Genomic DNA, 18,261 nt, shown 5'->3' on the forward strand with positions numbered 1-18,261 from the left:
ATTTCACGCACCGTATTTTAAATAAAAAAATAAAGACACAAAATAACAATAGTCAGTTTCGCATTGTTTTAAAGGAATTAAAAAGAAAACTTCGAAACATATAGTATTGCAAACAAAAACTACAAATTTCAAACCATATCTTCGTATAAATCAATCCAAAAAGAAAGGAGATAAATATGCAAAAACTTCAAACGAATAAAGGCGCTCGATATATGATGATTGCTTTTATTGTTTTGTTTCTTATTATGATTTTGCGTATATTCTATATCCAGGCAGTAGGAGTCGTGCATAATGTGAATGTAAAGGATCTTGCGGATGAACAACATAATAAAAAAGGTGTTTTAGAAGCGAATCGTGGCACTATCTATGATCAAACCGGAAAGGTGTTAGTACAAGATTCTACAACGTATCGAGTTGTTGTGAATTTAAAAGGAAAAGATAAAGTGAAAAATAAAGATGAAACCGCACAACAATTAGCCGATGCGCTTGAAATTGATAAAGAAGAAGTATTAAAAAACTTTCATGAAGGACGTACGCAAGTTGAAATTGGAAAAATCGGTCGGAACTTATCTAGGGAAATGAAAGAAAAAATTAATAATTTAAAAATACCAGGTGTATCTTTTATGTCGGAAAAAGCAAGAGTGTATCCAAATGAAGACTTTGCATCCTATATACTTGGTTTTGCTAGACCAGATGATAAAGGGAATACGGAAGGGAAATTTGGACTTGAAAAGAGTTTGGATAAATATTTGCGCTCTACAAACGGGAAAATAGAATATGTGGGTACACGAAGGGGGATTCCGCTTACGAATGATATAGGTAAAGTAGAACCTGCTAAAAATGGGAATAACGTATATTTAACGCTTGATAAACAAATTAATAGCTTTTTAGAAGAAGCGATGAACAAAACACAAGAGCATTATGATCCTTCTATGTTAATTGGAATTATTGCTGATCCAAAAACAGGAAAGGTTTTAGCGATGTCTAGTAAACCTAGTTACAATCCTAATGTAGGTGATATCGAATACTTTTTAAATGATCCGATTGCAAATGCATATGAACCAGGTTCAACAATGAAAGTTTTTACGTTAGCAGCTGCCATTAATGAAGGTGTATATAACGGAAAAGAATATTTTCAATCTGGAAAATATTCCGTTGGTTCATCTGATATAAAAGACCATAATGGTGGATTTGGATGGGGATCAATTACATTTGATGAAGGTTTTGAAAGGTCATCAAACGTAGCTTTTTCTATTTTAGAAGATCAGTTACTGAAACCAAATAAATTTAAGCAATATATAAATAAATTTGGATTCAATCAAAAAACAGGAATAGATTTACCTGGTGAAAGTAAAAATACTTTATTATTAAATACACAAATTCAACAAGTTACAACTTCTTTCGGTCAAGGTTCTACAGTTACTCCGATTCAATTAGTCCAAGCGGCTACTGCTATAGCAAATGACGGGAAAATGATGCAACCATATATCGTTGATAAAGTTGTAAATCCAACAAACAAAGAAGTTATTATGGAAAATCAACCGAAAGAAATTGGGAATCCGATAAAAAAAGAAACAGCGGACAAAGTTAGAAGCTTAATGGAGCGTGTCATAACATCTTCAAAAGGAACTGGTACAATGTATAAAGTGGATGGTTATCCAATTGGAGGTAAAACAGGAACAGCACAAATCCCGAATCCTGAAAACGGCCGATATATGGAAGGGAAAGAGAATTACATTTTCTCCTTTTTAGGAATGGCTCCAATTGATGATCCGGAGTTAATCGTATACTTAGCTATTAAGCAGCCAAAGTTAAAAGGAGATGAGTATGGAGCTCAGCCTCTTGCTGAAATATTTAAACCTGTTATAAAAAACAGCCTTGAATATTTAAAGGTGAAACCGTATACAGAAAAACAAATAGCTGATGCAACGAAGCAATCTCAATTAAAAGTACAAAATTATGTAAATCAATCGATGGGTACAGCAGAGAAAAGTGTAGAAAAAGAGAAGCTACAGCCAATAATTTTAGGAGAAGGAAAAATAATAAAACAATATCCACAGTCTGGCGAGGTCATGAGTGAAGGGAATCGTATATTTTTATTAGGGAATAACGCACAAATGCCAAATATAAAAGGTTGGTCCATGCGTGATGTTATGTATTTCTCTAAGCTTTTGAAATTAGATTTGAAAACTTCTGGTACAGGTTATGTAACGAGCCAAAGTATTGAAAAAGGACAAAATTTACAAGAAGGAGATACACTGGAACTAGAATTAGAACCGCCGTTACAACCGTTAACAGAGGCGAATACGAATTAATCCAGGCATTTGGAAGGAGCTATATGCAAATAGCTCTTTCTTTAGAGTTGCGAGTAATTTCACGCACCGTAATTTTTAGAAAAAATAATAAATAAAATACTTAACAGTTACTAAAACAAAAAAACTTACATATATTGAAATTAGAACGATTGTTCAATTTTTGTATTAAACGATGGAAGGAGTCTACATTGAATAAAAGACGATATGATAGTGATTTAGCCAAAGAAATAATAGGAGAAAAAGCGATAGAGTTATTTTCCTTAAAAGGGTATACAAGAACCTCCATTGATAACATTGCTAAAGCCTCTGGTTATAGTAAAGGACATATATATTATCATTATAAAAATAAAGAAGAATTATTTGTTTATTTAGCTAAAGACAGTATGAAAAACTGGCATGATAAATGGAAAATGGCAGAAAAAAAGTATACAAACGCAACTGAAAAATTATATGGAATGGCTAAATTTGTACTTTATAATTACAAAACGCCGTTATTAAGAGCGGGGCAAGAACTTGCCTCTGATCCGAGCACGAATCCTTCTACAGTTCAACAACTTTATGGTTTAGCTGTTGTCCCTTTAAAGGTGTATCAACAAATTTTAGATGAAGGTATAAAAAGTGGTGAGTTTTATATGAAAAATGTTGAGGGTTCATGCCTTTTATTAGGTTCATGGCTAGGTGGATTATGTCAATTCATTCATTCAATTGAAATGGAGAAATTAGAAGTTTTATTTGAAGAAGCTATTAAAATTTTTTTACTCTCTATTTCAAACAAATATATGTAGCGTGACAAGCGAATTAGAACGATTGTTCAAATCCTTACACTCGTCCGTTTTCATTATATGTATAAACAACAGGAGGTTATTTATATGGATGAGCAAAGAGTCGCAATTATAACTGGCGGCGCTTCTGGTATTGGTAAAGCTTTAGCCATTCAATTAGCAAATAAAGATATATTTGTAATTATCGCTGATATTAATGAAACTTGTGGCCAAGACCTTGTGGATAATATAAAAAATAATAATCAACTAGCTAGGTTCGAATATTTAGATGTTACTAACGCTGGATCCGTAGAAGAACTTATTATAAAAATAGTTAATGAGTTTGGTAGAATTGATTATATGTTTAATAATGCAGGAATTGCTATGTATGGAGAAGTATTCGATATGTCTTTGGATGATTGGAAACATATTATTGAAATAAATTTATTAGGAGTAATTTACGGAACACAATTGGCTTACCAATTCATGAAAAAACAAGGATTTGGTCATATCATTAATACTGCTTCTGCAACTGGTTTAGGACCAGCTCCCCTTTGTACCGCGTATGCAACAACCAAACATGCTATCGTAGGTTTAACAACTTCATTACATTATGAGGCGGAAGAATACGGTGTAAATGTAAGTGTGCTTTGTCCAACTTTTGTAGATACACCCATATTTGAAAAATCAATTGCAATTAATATGAATAAGAATCAAATTATAAAACAACTAAAAACAAATAAGCCAATTTCAGCTGACAAGTTTGCTGAAATTGCACTGAAAGCTATTCATAAAAATAAATTAGTAATTTGTCCAATGCCATTAAAAAAAACGATGGACGTATTCTTTACTTTATTTCCTTATCTTCATAAAAAGCTAATGCGTTTCGTATGTCGAATTGGTCGTAAAGCAAAAATGACGAAAATATAAATGTCTGATTATTTTTTATTTACAGTTAAATGGATATGTGATAATATGGAAAAAATTAAATGCAGTGAAGAGAAGAGTAAATAAAATGAATTTTTCACAGAGAGCTCCATTTAGCTGAAAAGGAGTAAAAATTTTTTATTGAACCAAGCCTCTGAGCAGCGCATCGGAACCTATTATTAGGGGATGGTGTGACGGGAGCTCCCGTTATAGAGCTATGGTATAAGCATGAATGAGAATGCAGTACCTGATAAGGTTAGTATGGTGACATATTAACAAACTAGGGTGGCACCGCGATGATAAATTTCGTCCCTAAGATTAAAAGTCTTGGGGGTGGGATTTTTTTATTGTTGTAAAACAATTTGGAAAGCGGGGGCCAAAAAATGAAAAACTTACTTAAAGATTGGAAATATCCTTTATTACTATTGTCCGGAGTTGGTATTGCGAATTTAGGGGCATGGATTTACTTAATAGCACTGAATGTACTTGTCTATAATATGGGTGGCTCAGCCTTAGCGGTTGCTACTTTATATGTAATAAAACCATTAGCCACTTTATTTACAAACGCTTGGTCTGGGAGTATGATTGATCGTTTAAATAAACGGAAATTAATGATTCACCTCGATATATATCGTGCGTTATTTATCGCTATTTTACCTTTACTTCCGTCACTTTGGATTGTTTATGTATTCGTATTCTTTATAAGTGTGGCCAGTGCAATTTATGAGCCAACTGCTATGACGTATATGACGAAATTAATTCCAGTAGAGCAAAGACAACGTTTCAACTCATTACGTACTTTAATAGGATCTGGTGCATCATTAATTGGACCAGCAGTAGCGGGGGGATTATTAATTGCAGGTACACCAGAGTTTGCTATATATATGAATGCTATAGCATTTCTCTTATCAGGATTCATTACATTACTTTTACCTAATCTTGATAAGAAAGAAGCTTCGGATACAACAAGTAATACATTATCTCTTACAGTATTAAAAAAAGATTGGAACACTGTTATAAATTTTAGTAGAAAACATGTGTATGTCGTATGCGTGTACTTCTTATTTCAAAGTATGTTCGTATTAGCAACCGCTACTGATTCACTTGAACTATCGTTTGCGAAAGAGGTATTACTACTAACAGATAGTGAATATGGTTTTCTAGTTAGTATAGCTGGTGCAGGATTTATTTTAGGTGCCATAACAAATACAATTTTGTCAAAGAAATTAGCACCTTCACTTCTAATTGGAATAGGATCATTATTCATTGCAATTGGTTATTTAATTTATGCTTTTTCAAATGTATTTTTAATAGCTGCTATTGGATTCTTTATTTTATCTTTCTCTATGGCATATGCAAATACAGGATTTTATACGTTTTACCAAAATAACGTTCCCGTTCATATAATGGGACGGATCGGAAGTATATATGGACTTGTTATTGCGTTAGTAACAATCTTTATTACAATATTATCTGGTGTTGCGACTCAGTTCATTTCTATACAACTTGTAGTTATTGTAGGTTCATTGATCATGTTATTTATTACTATCGTCTTGTGTGTGTTTACGTTATTCCCATCACAATCTAAGTTGTATTCTACTGAGTCAATAAATTCGAAATGAACTTTGTGTTCTCATTAACAATTTATCGTATTCAATAAGAGGTTTCTTTCCCCTTTATATGGAAAATTTAATAAGGGGAAAGAACAATACCGAAAGACAAGGGTGGTTGTCGCGATAAAAACAAAAGATTAAATTGATGAAATTGTAAAAAAATACAAAAGAAAATAGATTTCTCTGGAGTAGTTTTAGTAAAAAAAGAAAAAGACTTAGTCTATGAAAAAGCATTGGGTTACGCAAACCAGATTGTTTCTGTTTTGAAAAATATTTTAGTTAACGAGGAACCCTTTATTTATTAAATAAGGGTTTGTTTTCCATCTTACACTTGAAAGTAGCTAACGTATTTCAAGTATGGAATGAAAAGGGGAGAATATAATTTTTAAAGATAAACAAGTTTATGGGAGGATTCTAAATGGATATTTTACTTGTTACTCTTATTATTGTTTTGATGCAAAGTAAAGAACGAAAAGTGAAAATAAACCGTATTTGGCTCATTCCGGCTTTGTTGTGCTTTGTAACAATCCAGTCCATTATTCATGCGGGACAAATAACTTTGTTGCAAGGACTACTGTTTGTTGTAATGCTTGGAATCGGTTTAGGTCTTGGAATTATACGAGGAAGAGCTTTAACATTTCGAGTAGATAGTGAAACAGGTCATGTACTACGAAAAGGAAATTGGGTAAGTACAATAATCCTTCTTGTTATTTTAGGAGCAAAAATTATAATTAAACAAAGTATGTTTTCTGGTAGTACACACCATACATTAATGGTTGTAACAAACGCCTTTTTATCTATTACATTAGGCACCATGATTAGTAGACGTTATTATATTTGGAAAAAATATAATGAATTAACACAAAAAGCGTAAATACATGCATCCCTTGTTTAACATTGCTAAGAACGGTAATACTAATTAACATTGAACTTTTATAACAAGGGATGATAACATGATATACATTTACACAGACTTCGGCGGCACACATACAACTTCACTAGCTGCAGCGTATCATTTAAATAAATTACCAACGGATCGTAAGTTAACGAAAGAAGAAATTTTGAATGTAGATTACTTTAATAAATTGAAAACAGAAGATATGGGGAAAATTATTTTTCATGGAATTGATGAACATGGTCATCCTGTATATACGATTGGATGTGGCGCATCAAAAGTTGTTGTACCTGCGATGAAGCATTTAGGAGAAATCTTGCAAAAACATTATCAAAGTCATGAAAAAATTATTTTTTCTAATACATCACCAACCGTACCTTTACCAATGACTTTTGGTGGGCTGTTTTCTAGAAGGTTCCATATCGATTTTATTGGCGTACCGTTACTCGTATGGGGAGCAAAAATTTGCTGTGATAATATACAAAGGCTTGTTAGTTATACAAAAGAAGCTGGCCGATTAACGAATGATTATGTTGTAATTTTAGATAATGAAACTTTTAAATAGTATATGATAAGAAGAAAATCGAGCAAATTCCTTGATTTTCTTTTTTATTTGTGAAATAGACAAGAAATAGTCACATTTAATATGCATCTACTATAGCCAAAACAATAAAGTCCTGTTACTATTACAGGGATATTCTCTTTTCATAACATAAATATATAGAAAAATTAGAAAAGAGGAATTGAATTAAGGGAGGAACAACATGAAGCGTGTTGCTTGGATTACTGATAGTACAACTGCGGATTTTAAAACAGAAGGAGATAACTTTGTTATCCCAATCGAAGTTATTATTGATGGAATGTCGTACAAAGATTGTGAAGAAGGTGTACGTGAACGTGTTTATAATGCGTTAAACGAAGGTAAAACAGTCACTACTTCACAACCTAATATTGGGGAAATGGTAGAGTTATTTACGAAATGCAAAGAAGAATATGAAGAAGGATTTGCAGTTGCTATTAGCGGAAAAGTAAGTGGAACCTATCAAAATATGAAGCTAGCTGCAGAAATGGCAGGTTTTCCATTAACGGTATTAGACAGTGAAACAACAAGTTATCCAATGGATGAACTAATTAGAAAAGCGAAATCGTTATACAATGATGGTATGACTTTACAAGATATACACAAAACATTAGTAGATGAAAAAAGAAGACCTTTCCACGTATTCCCGAAAAGTTTAAAAGGCCTTTATGCAAGTGGTCGTGTAAAGGGCATTCAATTTTTACTTGGAAGTTTATTAAGTGTTAACTTAATATTAGAAGTAAAAGGTGGAGAGCTTTTACTTGAAAAGAAAGTTCGTAAAATCCAAAAATGTCGAGAATATATTAAAAATGAACTTGAAAAAGAATTACCAAAAGTACTTCACATGTTCCATGCTAATGATAAAGATGGAGCCGAGGAATGGATTGCAGATATTAGACAAGCATTCCCTGAAATGGATTTCAAATTATATCCATTACCAATTTCATTTGCGGTTCATGCAGGTGAAGGTACAATAGCAATTAGTTATTAAAGTAAAACCCGTGAATTATTCACGGGTTTTTTATTTAATTAAAACAAAATGGGATCTCGACATATCTCCATCGAACTTAGTAATATTGCATTTTTAAACCATTGCTCAGCTAACCCTATGCAAATTTACAATTTTTAATGTCAACACTTCAAACTTGACATACTTATTGAGAAAGAGTGAGAATGAAAATATAACACTTATTCGATACATTCAGGGGTTATTAGTATTGGATTTATTTTTAAGGGGGATGTTTAATGAAACCAGAAATAATTATCAGAAATTTCTTTAAAGAAGTGCGTTCAGGGAGTAATCCGGATTTTTCAAATCGATATATGGCAGATAAAGTATTGGCACATCAAGTTATATCTGAAGAGGAACAAACAGTATATAGATCGCCAAAAGATTACGCTGAGCATGTAAGAGAGATGGTTGAAGTATATGGGAATTTCTCTTTAGAAATTCAAGAATTATTAGTACAAGATAGTAAAGTATATGTACGCTGGAAACAAGTAGGTACACACATAGGAGAAATAGATGGGTATGAACCTACAGGTCTCCCTATAATTCAAATAGCAAGTGCAGTGTATAGAATAGAAAACGGGAAAATTTCAGAGTATTGGATTCAAATTGATAGATCAGGAATTCAAAATCAATTAGAATCCAATAAAAATATTCAATAAATTATCTTTAAGAATAATAGGAAAAAGCATAAAAACAAGATTTTTAAAATGATTATTTCTGTTACATAAAGGATACAAATCAATGTACTTTTTTACTGAAAGATTCATTCAAATTAATAAAAAGAGAGCTTGTTTTAATAAATCTTTTAAAATATGCTCTCTTTTATTGTTTCTATGTGTACTGACATCAGTTTGATGTAACATTATTATACAGTAACAAGAAATATAGGCATCTGTTTATGAACCAAAAAAAATAGCGACAATGGTTCATATGGTTTAAATTCGGTATACGCTAGTTAATAATGAAAATAATAGAATCAATTTGTAATGTCTATTTCGTTTTGCACTGTAAATCATTCATATTGAGTAATAGAATTGTAGAAATATATAATAGAATATTCGCACTAATATTTATACAGCTACAATCTATTTACATATAAGGTTATTAGGATTATATTGAAAATGAAAGAGAAAACAATAGATGGAAGGGGATGTTTTTTATGTTTAAAAAAGCAGCACTAGGGATTTCATCGTTAGCAATCACAGCGTTCGTCGGATTAGGAATGGCAACAGAAGCTTCAGCTGGACCAGCAGCACCACTTACTTCACTAAACGTCGTACAAGTAGAGTCTGAGCTAGGCGGGGTAGAAACAATTAATCAGAACAGCTTCAGCACATCGCGTAACCACGGGGGAAAATACTTATATATTACAACGAAAGAAATGGGCTATGGCCAAAACCCATTTGCTAAAATGAATGGTTCTAATGTAAAAAGTATTGATTCCACTATAATTGGCGGAAGACCAATCGTTGGCTGGTATTATAAATGGGATGCTTCTGGACACCAACAAGGAACTTTTGAGTACCAAAAGACATCTATAAATGCACCATTTAATACAATGCGTACATCAATTTATATCCAATAATTTTGAAAGCGTTCGCACATATAGAATAGTAAAAAAGGTACTTCTAGGAGTACCTTTTTTGATTTGAATCACGTTCATCTATATTTACAATCCTGATTTCACAGCAAGAATACTATCCATAAAACAAAATCCTTAAACGTCTATAAAATTAATATGAACGCGTAGTACAAGTCCACTACAGTTAAAGTACGTAACTTTACATATTTCAACTCAATGAAGAAGGAAGAAACTGTAGTACTTACGCCGCAGTTTTTAAGTCACCCATGAACTCACAGTTTTTAGATATATAAACATAAACGTACTACCTGCTCCTCTTTTTTAAATTTAAAATTAAAAAAGAGGAGCTAAACTTATATAAGCTTAGCTTGATGGGTATGTGGCGTAACTTTAAAATTAATTACATCTTTTTCATAGCATAAATAATTTTGTATAGGGAGATGAAAGGATTTTTTAAAGTAATAAAGAAGTATGTATAAACAAATATATAAATGGTAGTGATTAGGATGAAAATCAGTAAGTTTGCAGAAGTAAATAATGTAAGTGTAGATACGATTAGACATTATATGGATCTCGGACTCGTTATTCCCGAGAAAAAAGGAAGTCACTATTTTTTTGACGAGTATTGTCAAAAGGATATAGAACTTATATTAGAGTACAAATGGCTAGGGTTTAGCCTGTATGAAATTAAAGAACTGTTTCTTTATAAAAATTTAGGGAAATCCTTAGACTATGAAAAGGATAATTTTTATCAATCTTTATTTAAAGTAAAATATGAAAAGATTGAACAAGAAATAAAAACCTTAGAGGAACGAAAATACAAATTAAAGGAAGCGTTACATAATTTATCTATAGAAACTGAAATTTCGAGTTCAAATTTAGGAATAGATTTAAAAGTACTTCGTTTATTTAAATGTGTTAAGTGTAACGGAAATTTAATTCTTGAAGATGGCATTATTAATAAGAATCAAATTATTGAGGGAAAGTTAATTTGTAATTGTGATGAAGAATACGCGATTATTTCAGGGGTTTTAACAGCGGGTAACTCATTGAAAGCGTATGAAAAGAAATCACTTGAAGATTCTATTTCGGATTATATTCATGAAACTGATACTGCTTTTTTGGAAAATGTTCAAAGAGGAGGGGAATGGGCGAAAAAGAAACTAATGCAATTAGATTTAAATGAAAAAATACTACTTGATTTAGGGTCTGGTATTGGGTTCTTTTTACGAAATATTTATGAAGAACTACCGGAAGAGTGTTTATATATTGCTGTTGATCGAGATTTGAATAAACTTTTACTTTTAAAAGATGTAATTGAGAGAAGAAATGTGAAAAGAAATATGTTATTTATCTGTGCCGACTTTCTAAACATACCTATTCAGAATAATTCTGTTGATATTGTAATCGATCAATCAGGTACAAGTAATTATAGTTTTGAACATGAGGAGTTCTTATTGTGCGAATTAAATTCCCTTTTTAAACACAATTGTTATTTATTAAGTTCATTTATTTTATTTAATAAATTTAGTATAAATAGCCAAATTGCACCTAGACTCAGAGAAAATTTTACATCTGCAAAAGTAACAAAAGAAATCGAAAATTTACAGTTTCAATCTATTGATGAAAGTACTTCAAATTATTTGATACGAGGGGGAAGGTACGAAGATTTCTTTGTTCAAGGAGAAGAAATTTATACATATTCATTTTTCGGAAAAAGATGGGGTTAACCCCATCTTTTATTTATTTCCCCTTAAAAATTTTCAAATAGTACATATTGCTATTGGGTTGACCCAAGAACTTACAATGTACGTAACACAAAGTTAGGTAGGGGGAAAAGTGATGGGAAGTTTACGATTACATATAGAAAATAAAAAAAGAAACCAAGAACTAAGAAATATTTGTTTATATTCAATTGCAAAAACAGTATCACTATTTGGTAGCTCTATTTATAGTTTTGCATTAGGATTGTATGTTTTACAAATAACCGGATCTGCGTTAAATTTTGCAATTTCGCTCATATTAGGAACGATTCCAATGATTGTTATGAATCCATTTGCCGGTGTCATTGCTGATAAGGTTGATAAAAAGAAACTGGTTATTTGTATGGATTTACTAAGCGGATGCTTATTAATAACTGTTTATATATTAAGCAGCTATTATGGATTAAACTTATTCATCATTTATACTACTACCTTTCTTATGACAGTATTTACAACTTTTTTTGGAATAGGTTTAGAGGCCGTAAAACCGAATATGGTCACTAAAGAGCGGTTAATGAGTATTAATTCTATAAGTAAAATTATCGATTCTATATCTTTAATTCTAGGGCCTATGTTAGGGGGGATTGTTTTTGCAGTCTTTGATATTAAAATTTTTATAATTATAAATGGTATTTCATTTATCCTTTCGGCTATTTCCATATTGTTTATTAACTTTAAATTGTTTGAGCAAAACATAAATGAGGAATGTTCAATTGGAGAAATCAATTTTATTGAAGATATAAAGGAGGGATACTCTTATTTATTGGAGCGGAAAAGCTTAAAAAATACTTTTAGTATTTTAATTTCTCTTAATTTCTTTTTAGGCTTTGCTGTAACTGTTCCGTTGCCATACATTATTAACACAGTTCTCAATCTTAGTTCTAAGCAATTTGGTATGGTTCAAGGGACTTTCCCGATAGGTATGATAGTTGGTGCAATACTAGTAAAAAAGATAACTGATTGTTTTTCTTATTCTTATCTATTGAAAAAAATAAGTTTTATGTTGGCGATTTTTATGATAGTTTCAGGAATACCTGTTTTATTTAAACCTATTGTAGTAAATAATTTGGTATATGTTACTACGTATTGCATGATTATGTTCTTTTTAGGATTTATGATAGCACAAATTGATATTCCTTTAATGTATTTCATGCAAAATGAGATTCCTGAAGAATATAGAGGAAGAGTTCTTAGTATTGGATTAAGCTTAGGTAAAATAATGCAGCCAATAGCACTTGCAATATCAGGACTATTATTAAATTTCATTCCAGCCTACACGCTTCCCATTGCAGGGGGGATTGTATTTTTTACTTTGAATAAAATTTTAGCAAATAAGTTAAATTTAGAAATTCATTCAAAAGATTATAGTGTTTAACGTAACTTAAAAAGCGCAGGATCAGCATCCTGCGCTTTTTTATCGTAATTCAGCGGTTTTTCTAATGACAATCTTATCAATATCATCTTCTTCATCACCAATAAATAATCCGCGTTCTTTTAAATATGCTTCAAAATATAAATCTGCTTCAGCGCGTTCGTCATATGGCTTTACAGAGAGAACGAAACCTAATTTGTTTTGTTCTTCTAAGTGAGAAGTGGAGATGTAAGCCGGTACATTATGGCGTAAAAAGAGTTCTTTAACTGGAATAATCATATCTTTCATTAATTTCGTTAGCATACCCATTTCAAACTCGAAATTAAAGCGATCTATACTAGATAAATCAGCGAATACTACACCGATAAAACCTGTATTAAATACTTCTTGATATTCTACATCTTCATCATGGCCGCCATAAAAATTCTTTTCGATTAAATAATTTACAAAATAAGCAATGCCATCACTTTGTTCAAATGGTTTCGTTGAAAGAACAAAACCAATTTTCTTTTGTTTATGTAAATACACACATGACATGTATGCTGAAATGTTATGTTCTTTAAATAAAGCACTTGTTGCTCCAGAGAGACCATCTAGTACGTGATGAACAATTTGAAGTTTTTTACGAGCGAAATAATAGGATTTCTTTTGTAACTCCAATGTATCAATAAAGACAGAGCCGATAAAGCCTGTATTTGAAATAATAGGTGCTTGCTTTTTTCTTCCTCTGCGCTTTAATGGAGCCATTGTTAAAATCATCCCTTCATGTACGTTTAAAATAAAAAAGAACGTTTGTTCGTATATTTATATTTTACTATTAAAACGCTATAAAGTAAAGGGTTTTTGATGAAAATATAACAAAAAAGACACCTTATAAAAGGTGCCTTAAACGCTGTAAGGGATAGGGTTTACCCTAACTATTTATATTATGATACAGAAACAATCTCTTCTGTATCTTCTACATCTAAATGACAGTCCATAGTACGAACATCTTGATCTTCATGACTTCCGAAATAAATAGTAATTTTCATATGTATCGCTCCTTTATTCTAGGAATACCTAAAATAATTACTAGTAATGTTAATATTTATTATATACCACTTTTTTCATTCCGACAACGTTATATCATTTTTAATTATTTTAAACTATAGAGCACAATTTAAAGAGGTACTTTTTATAGAAAATGGTAAATTTCTAATATGTTATATTTAATATAGAAAAATTCGAGTGTTACTTTTTATGAAAAGGAGAACAATTGATGAATTATAAACAACTACTACTAGATAACTTTGCATTTAAAACTTCATATGTTGCACAATTTGTGCCCGGAATGAGTATAAAAAAAACGAAAGATTATATTGCTGTTGATTGTGGATTACCTGCCGATACATTTAATATCATCACTCTACTAAACAATAATTTAACGGAAGGGATCGAGAAATTATATAAAGAGGTAGAATACTATTATCAAAGAAATTTTCCAATGAGTGTTTGGTTATGGGATGAGGAGCAAGAGCGGGATATAAAAAGTGAGTTAATTAAAATCGGTTTAAAAGAAGTGGAACAGAATATTGCGATGGTAGCAGACTTAAAAACAATTTCCCCAACAATAAACATGCCAGTAAGTTTTACTATTCAACAAGCATCTTCACCTGGACAAATAAATAAATTTGGAGAAACGTTAGCTGATCTATTCGGCACATCAGAAGAAGGTATACATGTACAAGCATTCTATAATCAAATTTCTAATCTTGATATATGTAACAGTGAGAATATGAAATTATTTTTAGGGTTTTATGAAGGTGAAATCGTAACTGTTGGTTCATTGATATGTTCAAAAGATAGTATTGGTATTTATGACATAGCAACGAAAGAAGGAATGAGAGGACGAGGGTTCGGATCTGCTATGTTCAATTTCCTGCTGCAAGAAGCACATAAATTTAAAAATACGTATTGTGTATTACAAGCTTCACCCGATGGAATCAATATTTATAAAAAATCGGGATTTCAAGCTATCGGCAAAATGACTGTATTGGAAAATCGACATTTAATTGAGTAAATCATTCAAGTTAAATCGTCTTTATATAGGAGCTTATAAATCGTTATGAAAAAGATATATCTCGTTACAATATTTTGTGCCTTTATAGTAATAAGTATCTTTGTTTTTCAGAAAATAAATGAACATAAGTATACTAAAGCTATTAATCAATCAAATCATATAAAAAATATCGCACATAGAGGTGCTTCTGCATATGCGCCAGAACATACAATAGCAGCATATCAATTAGGACAAAAAATAAATGGAGATTATATAGAAATTGATCTCCAAATGACAAAAGATGGGCATTTAGTGGCAATGCATGACGAAACCTTAAACCGTACAACAAATGGTACTGGGCTAGTGAAAGAGCATACATTAGAAGAAATAAAGCAACTAAATGCTGGTTCTTTTTTTAATGAAAAATATCCGAACTTAGCAAAGAAAGAATTTGAAAATGTTAAAGTCCCAACATTAACAGAAATTATTAAAACGTTTGGGCATAATGCGAACTATTATATTGAAACAAAATCACCTAATGAATATTCAGGAATGGAAGAAAAATTATTAGAAATTATTAATCATTATGAAATACAGGATAAAGTTATTATTCAATCGTTTAGTGAAGAAAGTCTACAAAAGATTCATGGCTTAAATAGTAATATATCCTTAGTACAATTATTACCTTATAAAAAAGCAGTTCAATTAACAGAATTAGAGATAGAAAAGTATAAAACGTACTGCATAGGTCTTGGTATGAATTACAAATATATTGATTCAGATTATGTAAAGAAAATAAAGAAAAGCGGATTAGAAGTTCATCCATTTACAGTAGATAATGAAAAAGATATGAAAAAGTTACTTTTATGGGGAGTCGATGGGATGTTTACTAATTATCCGGATCGTTTACATTCAATATTATTGGATTTGAAAAGTCATGAATAAGAAGTGTTATTCATAAAGGAAAAATTTACAAAACCTGCATATTAGGATTATCAATGCAAGAAGGCATGTAGCATATAAAAAGAAAATACCAAAAACCGCAACTTGAAGACTTAGGTTGTGGTTTTTTTATTGCTTCGATTTCAACTTACAAAGTTTGAAGCTAGAAGTGAAAACCTTTTTAGCTGAATTGGCTTCCTATGTATTTGTACTTCGTATCGTTCTAGGTATATGTACAACCCGTGAGACGAGTTTTGCATATGATAATAGAAAAGGAGATGTTGCATATTGAAATACCACAATAGAAATGTAAGTAATCTGAATAAATTAGCGGATAATACGAAAGCTGCAGCTTTTAAGTGGTATCAGTACTGTATCGACAATGGAATTGAAGTATTAATTTATGAAACAATCCGTACAGTCGAGCAACAACGTGAATATGTTCGTAAAGGAGCATCACAAACGATGCGCTCATATCACTTAGTAGGACAGGCATTAGATTTTGTTCCAATTCAGTCGAATGGTACAGAAGATTGGAATGGCTATAATAAAGAACCGTGGGCTTCAGCAATTCGTTATGCTAAACAAATTGGTTTCGAATGGGGCGGTGACTGGAAAGGATTTGTGGATAGCCCGCATTTGCAATATAACTACAAAGGGTATGGAACGGATACTTTTGGAAAAGGTGCTCAAAACGTAGTGACTCCTCCCACGTCGAATGATAATGTAGGGGTTGCTTATATTAACGGTAGTAATGTAAATTTACGAAAAGGACCTGGTACTGGATATGGCGTTATTCGTCAATTAGGGAAAGGAGAGTCCTACAAAGTATTTGGACAAACAAATGGTTGGTTAAATCTAGGTGGCGATCAGTGGGTTTATAACGATCCATCATACATCCGTTATACGGGAGGAAATGTACCAGCAACTTCACAATCATCAAACGATGGTGTAGGTGTAGTTACTATAATCGCTGATGTATTGCGTGTTCGTACCGGCCCTGGAACAAATTACGGCATTGTGAAAAACGTGTATCAAGGTGAAAAATATCAATCGTTTGGATATAAAGATGGTTGGTATAATGTTGGTGGAAATCAATGGGTTTCTGGTGAATATGTTACGTTTGTAAAGTAAAAATAAGAGCCGTCCTGTTGGGCGGCATTTTATTTTAAATATTCATAGGACGAGCATTCATAATATTATTTGTAATACATAGAGTATAATTTTTCATTCTAATAATCAGAAAGTAATCAAAATGTAATTAATTTCAACTACGCTTTTTATATTTTTTTGATACACTGGCTACGAGGGGGATACCAATTAAAGTGGGTAAAAACCAAAACCATATTGGCGGAAGTAAATTTAAAATGGGAATATGGATGCCGATATTTACTAAAAGTGCGGTGACTGCACCAATATAAGAACCTAGCATACCTCTAATGTGGTGATGGAGCCAATTTTTCCAACGTTTTTTTCGTGCAAGGTATCCATAAATCGCAAATGAATAAGAGAAGATTGCTACATAAAATAAATATGCGATTTTATCCCAGTTGATAATGGATAATATTATTGCCGTAAGGGTAATGACAACATAGGATGCATGATATATTTCGCCCCATTCGGTATGTTTTCCTTTCTTCTTTTGGGCAACCATCGCTACAATACCAGTGATTAAGCATATTGTTCCAAATAGGATGTGTATGGTTAAAAGAATGTTAAAAATGCTCATAATAATTCCTCCTTTTTTATTTTTATAGTATTGCAGTATAGGAGAAAAGTTGAAAAATATAGTTAGTTCGGCTTAATATATTGAAATAAAGGTATTCCTAGAACAAAACCCAATGATTTAAATATTTAGTGAGATGATTATTATGTTAAATGAAGGAGAGACTTCTATGTTTACATCTATTACATATTTACAATCAGGCAATGACAAGCAACAAAAAATATATGATGTTTTGAATAGCCTAAACATAATGGAGGATTTAGCTTTATATAATCCCGTTCTTTGCGGGACAATCCCTATAAGAATTGATACTCCTCAATCTGACTTAGATATTGTAATGGAAGTATATAACTTTGATGTTTTTGAGCAGGAAATGAGATCTTTATATGGCTCTTATGGAGGGTTCAACATAAAAAAGAAAAAAATTAAAGGTACTGAATCGATAAAGGTGAATTTTAAATTCGAAGGTTTTGAATTTGAATTATTTGCTCAACCGAAGCCAGTGCGTAATCAAAATGCATATAGACATATGATAGTGGAACACATGTTATTAATGCAACATCCCCATATAAGGGAAGAAGTTATTCGCTTAAAGGAACAAGGTTTAAAAACAGAACCTGCTTTTGCTCAAGTATTAAATATTGACGGAGATCCTTATGAAAAACTTATTTTATTAGGGCAGGAAATGAAATTGTGGTAAATAAGATACGTAAAAAAATCCTCCAAAAACAAAAG

The 18,261-nt window shown here is 31.5% G+C and carries 17 protein-coding genes, 1 pseudogene and 1 other annotated feature; of the genes and pseudogenes, 16 read left to right on the plus strand and 2 right to left on the minus strand.

The window, feature by feature from the left end:
- The first annotated feature begins 176 nt into the window (after nt 1-176).
- From ACUXVC_RS13360 to ACUXVC_RS13415, 12 genes and pseudogenes are all read left to right on the plus strand, one after another.
- Entirely contained in the window at nt 177-2,315 is a 2,139-nt protein-coding gene (locus tag ACUXVC_RS13360) for a penicillin-binding protein (protein WP_446026142.1), read from the plus strand.
- Between the two features lie 188 nt (nt 2,316-2,503).
- Complete coding sequence (locus tag ACUXVC_RS13365) at nt 2,504-3,100, plus strand: TetR family transcriptional regulator C-terminal domain-containing protein (protein ID WP_144465216.1); 597 nt, start codon at nt 2,504-2,506, stop codon at nt 3,098-3,100.
- A gap of 84 nt (nt 3,101-3,184) precedes the next feature.
- Nucleotides 3,185-4,006 (plus strand): SDR family NAD(P)-dependent oxidoreductase, encoded by an 822-nt coding sequence (locus tag ACUXVC_RS13370; RefSeq protein WP_098126306.1) that lies wholly within the window; start codon nt 3,185-3,187, stop codon nt 4,004-4,006.
- 55 nt (nt 4,007-4,061) lie between these two features.
- Nucleotides 4,062-4,320, plus strand: a binding site (T-box leader).
- 66 nt (nt 4,321-4,386) lie between these two features.
- Nucleotides 4,387-5,625, plus strand: coding sequence for an MFS transporter (locus ACUXVC_RS13375; RefSeq protein WP_446026143.1), 1,239 nt, complete (start codon nt 4,387-4,389; stop codon nt 5,623-5,625).
- Nucleotides 5,626-5,777: 152 nt separating this feature from the next.
- Nucleotides 5,778-5,867: pseudogene (locus tag ACUXVC_RS13380) on the plus strand (penicillin-binding protein); the annotation flags it as partial.
- Between the two features lie 167 nt (nt 5,868-6,034).
- Complete coding sequence (locus tag ACUXVC_RS13385) at nt 6,035-6,490, plus strand: DUF1453 domain-containing protein (protein WP_446026144.1); 456 nt, start codon at nt 6,035-6,037, stop codon at nt 6,488-6,490.
- A 79-nt stretch (nt 6,491-6,569) separates the two neighbouring features.
- Complete coding sequence (locus ACUXVC_RS13390; RefSeq protein ID WP_000639421.1) at nt 6,570-7,076, plus strand: DUF3189 family protein; 507 nt, start codon at nt 6,570-6,572, stop codon at nt 7,074-7,076.
- Nucleotides 7,077-7,275: 199 nt separating this feature from the next.
- On the plus strand, nt 7,276-8,082 hold the full coding sequence (locus ACUXVC_RS13395; RefSeq protein WP_095690789.1) for a DegV family protein: 807 nt from the start codon (nt 7,276-7,278) through the stop codon (nt 8,080-8,082).
- Between the two features lie 254 nt (nt 8,083-8,336).
- Nucleotides 8,337-8,762 (plus strand): ester cyclase, encoded by a 426-nt coding sequence (locus ACUXVC_RS13400; protein ID WP_446026145.1) that lies wholly within the window; start codon nt 8,337-8,339, stop codon nt 8,760-8,762.
- A 500-nt stretch (nt 8,763-9,262) separates the two neighbouring features.
- Nucleotides 9,263-9,688, plus strand: a complete 426-nt coding sequence (locus ACUXVC_RS13405) for a DUF4879 domain-containing protein (RefSeq protein ID WP_000472916.1) — start codon at nt 9,263-9,265, stop codon at nt 9,686-9,688.
- Between the two features lie 503 nt (nt 9,689-10,191).
- Nucleotides 10,192-11,415: a MerR family transcriptional regulator gene (locus tag ACUXVC_RS13410; protein WP_098976012.1), complete on the plus strand. Its 1,224-nt coding sequence runs from the start codon at nt 10,192-10,194 to the stop codon at nt 11,413-11,415.
- A gap of 112 nt (nt 11,416-11,527) precedes the next feature.
- Entirely contained in the window at nt 11,528-12,823 is a 1,296-nt protein-coding gene (locus ACUXVC_RS13415; RefSeq protein ID WP_098976013.1) for an MFS transporter, read from the plus strand.
- 39 nt (nt 12,824-12,862) lie between these two features.
- On the opposite strand, the gene ACUXVC_RS13420 is transcribed toward ACUXVC_RS13415, so the two are convergent.
- The gene (locus tag ACUXVC_RS13420; protein ID WP_053564316.1) at nt 12,863-13,567 is read right to left on the minus strand and encodes a hypothetical protein; all 705 of its coding nucleotides are present in this window, start codon (nt 13,565-13,567) and stop codon (nt 12,863-12,865) included.
- Between the two features lie 511 nt (nt 13,568-14,078).
- Between ACUXVC_RS13420 and ACUXVC_RS13425 the strand changes: the two genes are divergently transcribed.
- The 3 genes from ACUXVC_RS13425 (at nt 14,079) to ACUXVC_RS13435 (ending at nt 16,934) form a co-directional block, all read left to right on the plus strand.
- Entirely contained in the window at nt 14,079-14,879 is an 801-nt protein-coding gene (locus tag ACUXVC_RS13425) for a GNAT family N-acetyltransferase (protein WP_141241048.1), read from the plus strand.
- 45 nt (nt 14,880-14,924) lie between these two features.
- Nucleotides 14,925-15,803, plus strand: a complete 879-nt coding sequence (locus ACUXVC_RS13430; protein ID WP_095690784.1) for a glycerophosphodiester phosphodiesterase — start codon at nt 14,925-14,927, stop codon at nt 15,801-15,803.
- A gap of 285 nt (nt 15,804-16,088) precedes the next feature.
- Nucleotides 16,089-16,934: an SH3 domain-containing protein gene (locus tag ACUXVC_RS13435; protein WP_000873738.1), complete on the plus strand. Its 846-nt coding sequence runs from the start codon at nt 16,089-16,091 to the stop codon at nt 16,932-16,934.
- A gap of 133 nt (nt 16,935-17,067) precedes the next feature.
- Here the strand turns inward: ACUXVC_RS13435 and ACUXVC_RS13440 are convergent, their stop codons facing one another.
- Complete coding sequence (locus ACUXVC_RS13440; protein ID WP_053564312.1) at nt 17,068-17,529, minus strand: DUF2306 domain-containing protein; 462 nt, start codon at nt 17,527-17,529, stop codon at nt 17,068-17,070.
- A 166-nt stretch (nt 17,530-17,695) separates the two neighbouring features.
- Here ACUXVC_RS13440 and ACUXVC_RS13445 point away from each other — a divergent pair, with 166 nt between their 5' ends.
- A complete protein-coding gene (locus ACUXVC_RS13445) occupies nt 17,696-18,226 on the plus strand; it encodes a DUF4269 domain-containing protein (protein WP_095690783.1) in 531 nt (176 codons plus the stop codon).
- The last annotated feature ends 35 nt before the right edge of the window (nt 18,227-18,261 follow it).

This window comes from Bacillus sp. N6 (genome assembly GCF_052805735.1).

Coding starts and splice junctions, on each gene's coding strand:
- ACUXVC_RS13360 (WP_446026142.1), top strand. CDS start 177: ATGCAAAAACTTCAAACGAATAAAGGCGCTCGATATATGATGATTGCT.
- ACUXVC_RS13370 (WP_098126306.1), top strand. CDS start 3,185: ATGGATGAGCAAAGAGTCGCAATTATAACTGGCGGCGCTTCTGGTATT.
- ACUXVC_RS13375 (WP_446026143.1), top strand. CDS start 4,387: ATGAAAAACTTACTTAAAGATTGGAAATATCCTTTATTACTATTGTCC.
- ACUXVC_RS13385 (WP_446026144.1), top strand. CDS start 6,035: ATGGATATTTTACTTGTTACTCTTATTATTGTTTTGATGCAAAGTAAA.
- ACUXVC_RS13390 (WP_000639421.1), top strand. CDS start 6,570: ATGATATACATTTACACAGACTTCGGCGGCACACATACAACTTCACTA.
- ACUXVC_RS13395 (WP_095690789.1), top strand. CDS start 7,276: ATGAAGCGTGTTGCTTGGATTACTGATAGTACAACTGCGGATTTTAAA.
- ACUXVC_RS13400 (WP_446026145.1), top strand. CDS start 8,337: ATGAAACCAGAAATAATTATCAGAAATTTCTTTAAAGAAGTGCGTTCA.
- ACUXVC_RS13405 (WP_000472916.1), top strand. CDS start 9,263: ATGTTTAAAAAAGCAGCACTAGGGATTTCATCGTTAGCAATCACAGCG.
- ACUXVC_RS13410 (WP_098976012.1), top strand. CDS start 10,192: ATGAAAATCAGTAAGTTTGCAGAAGTAAATAATGTAAGTGTAGATACG.
- ACUXVC_RS13415 (WP_098976013.1), top strand. CDS start 11,528: ATGGGAAGTTTACGATTACATATAGAAAATAAAAAAAGAAACCAAGAA.
- ACUXVC_RS13420 (WP_053564316.1), bottom strand. CDS start 13,567: ATGGCTCCATTAAAGCGCAGAGGAAGAAAAAAGCAAGCACCTATTATT.
- ACUXVC_RS13425 (WP_141241048.1), top strand. CDS start 14,079: ATGAATTATAAACAACTACTACTAGATAACTTTGCATTTAAAACTTCA.
- ACUXVC_RS13430 (WP_095690784.1), top strand. CDS start 14,925: ATGAAAAAGATATATCTCGTTACAATATTTTGTGCCTTTATAGTAATA.
- ACUXVC_RS13440 (WP_053564312.1), bottom strand. CDS start 17,529: ATGAGCATTTTTAACATTCTTTTAACCATACACATCCTATTTGGAACA.
- ACUXVC_RS13445 (WP_095690783.1), top strand. CDS start 17,696: ATGTTTACATCTATTACATATTTACAATCAGGCAATGACAAGCAACAA.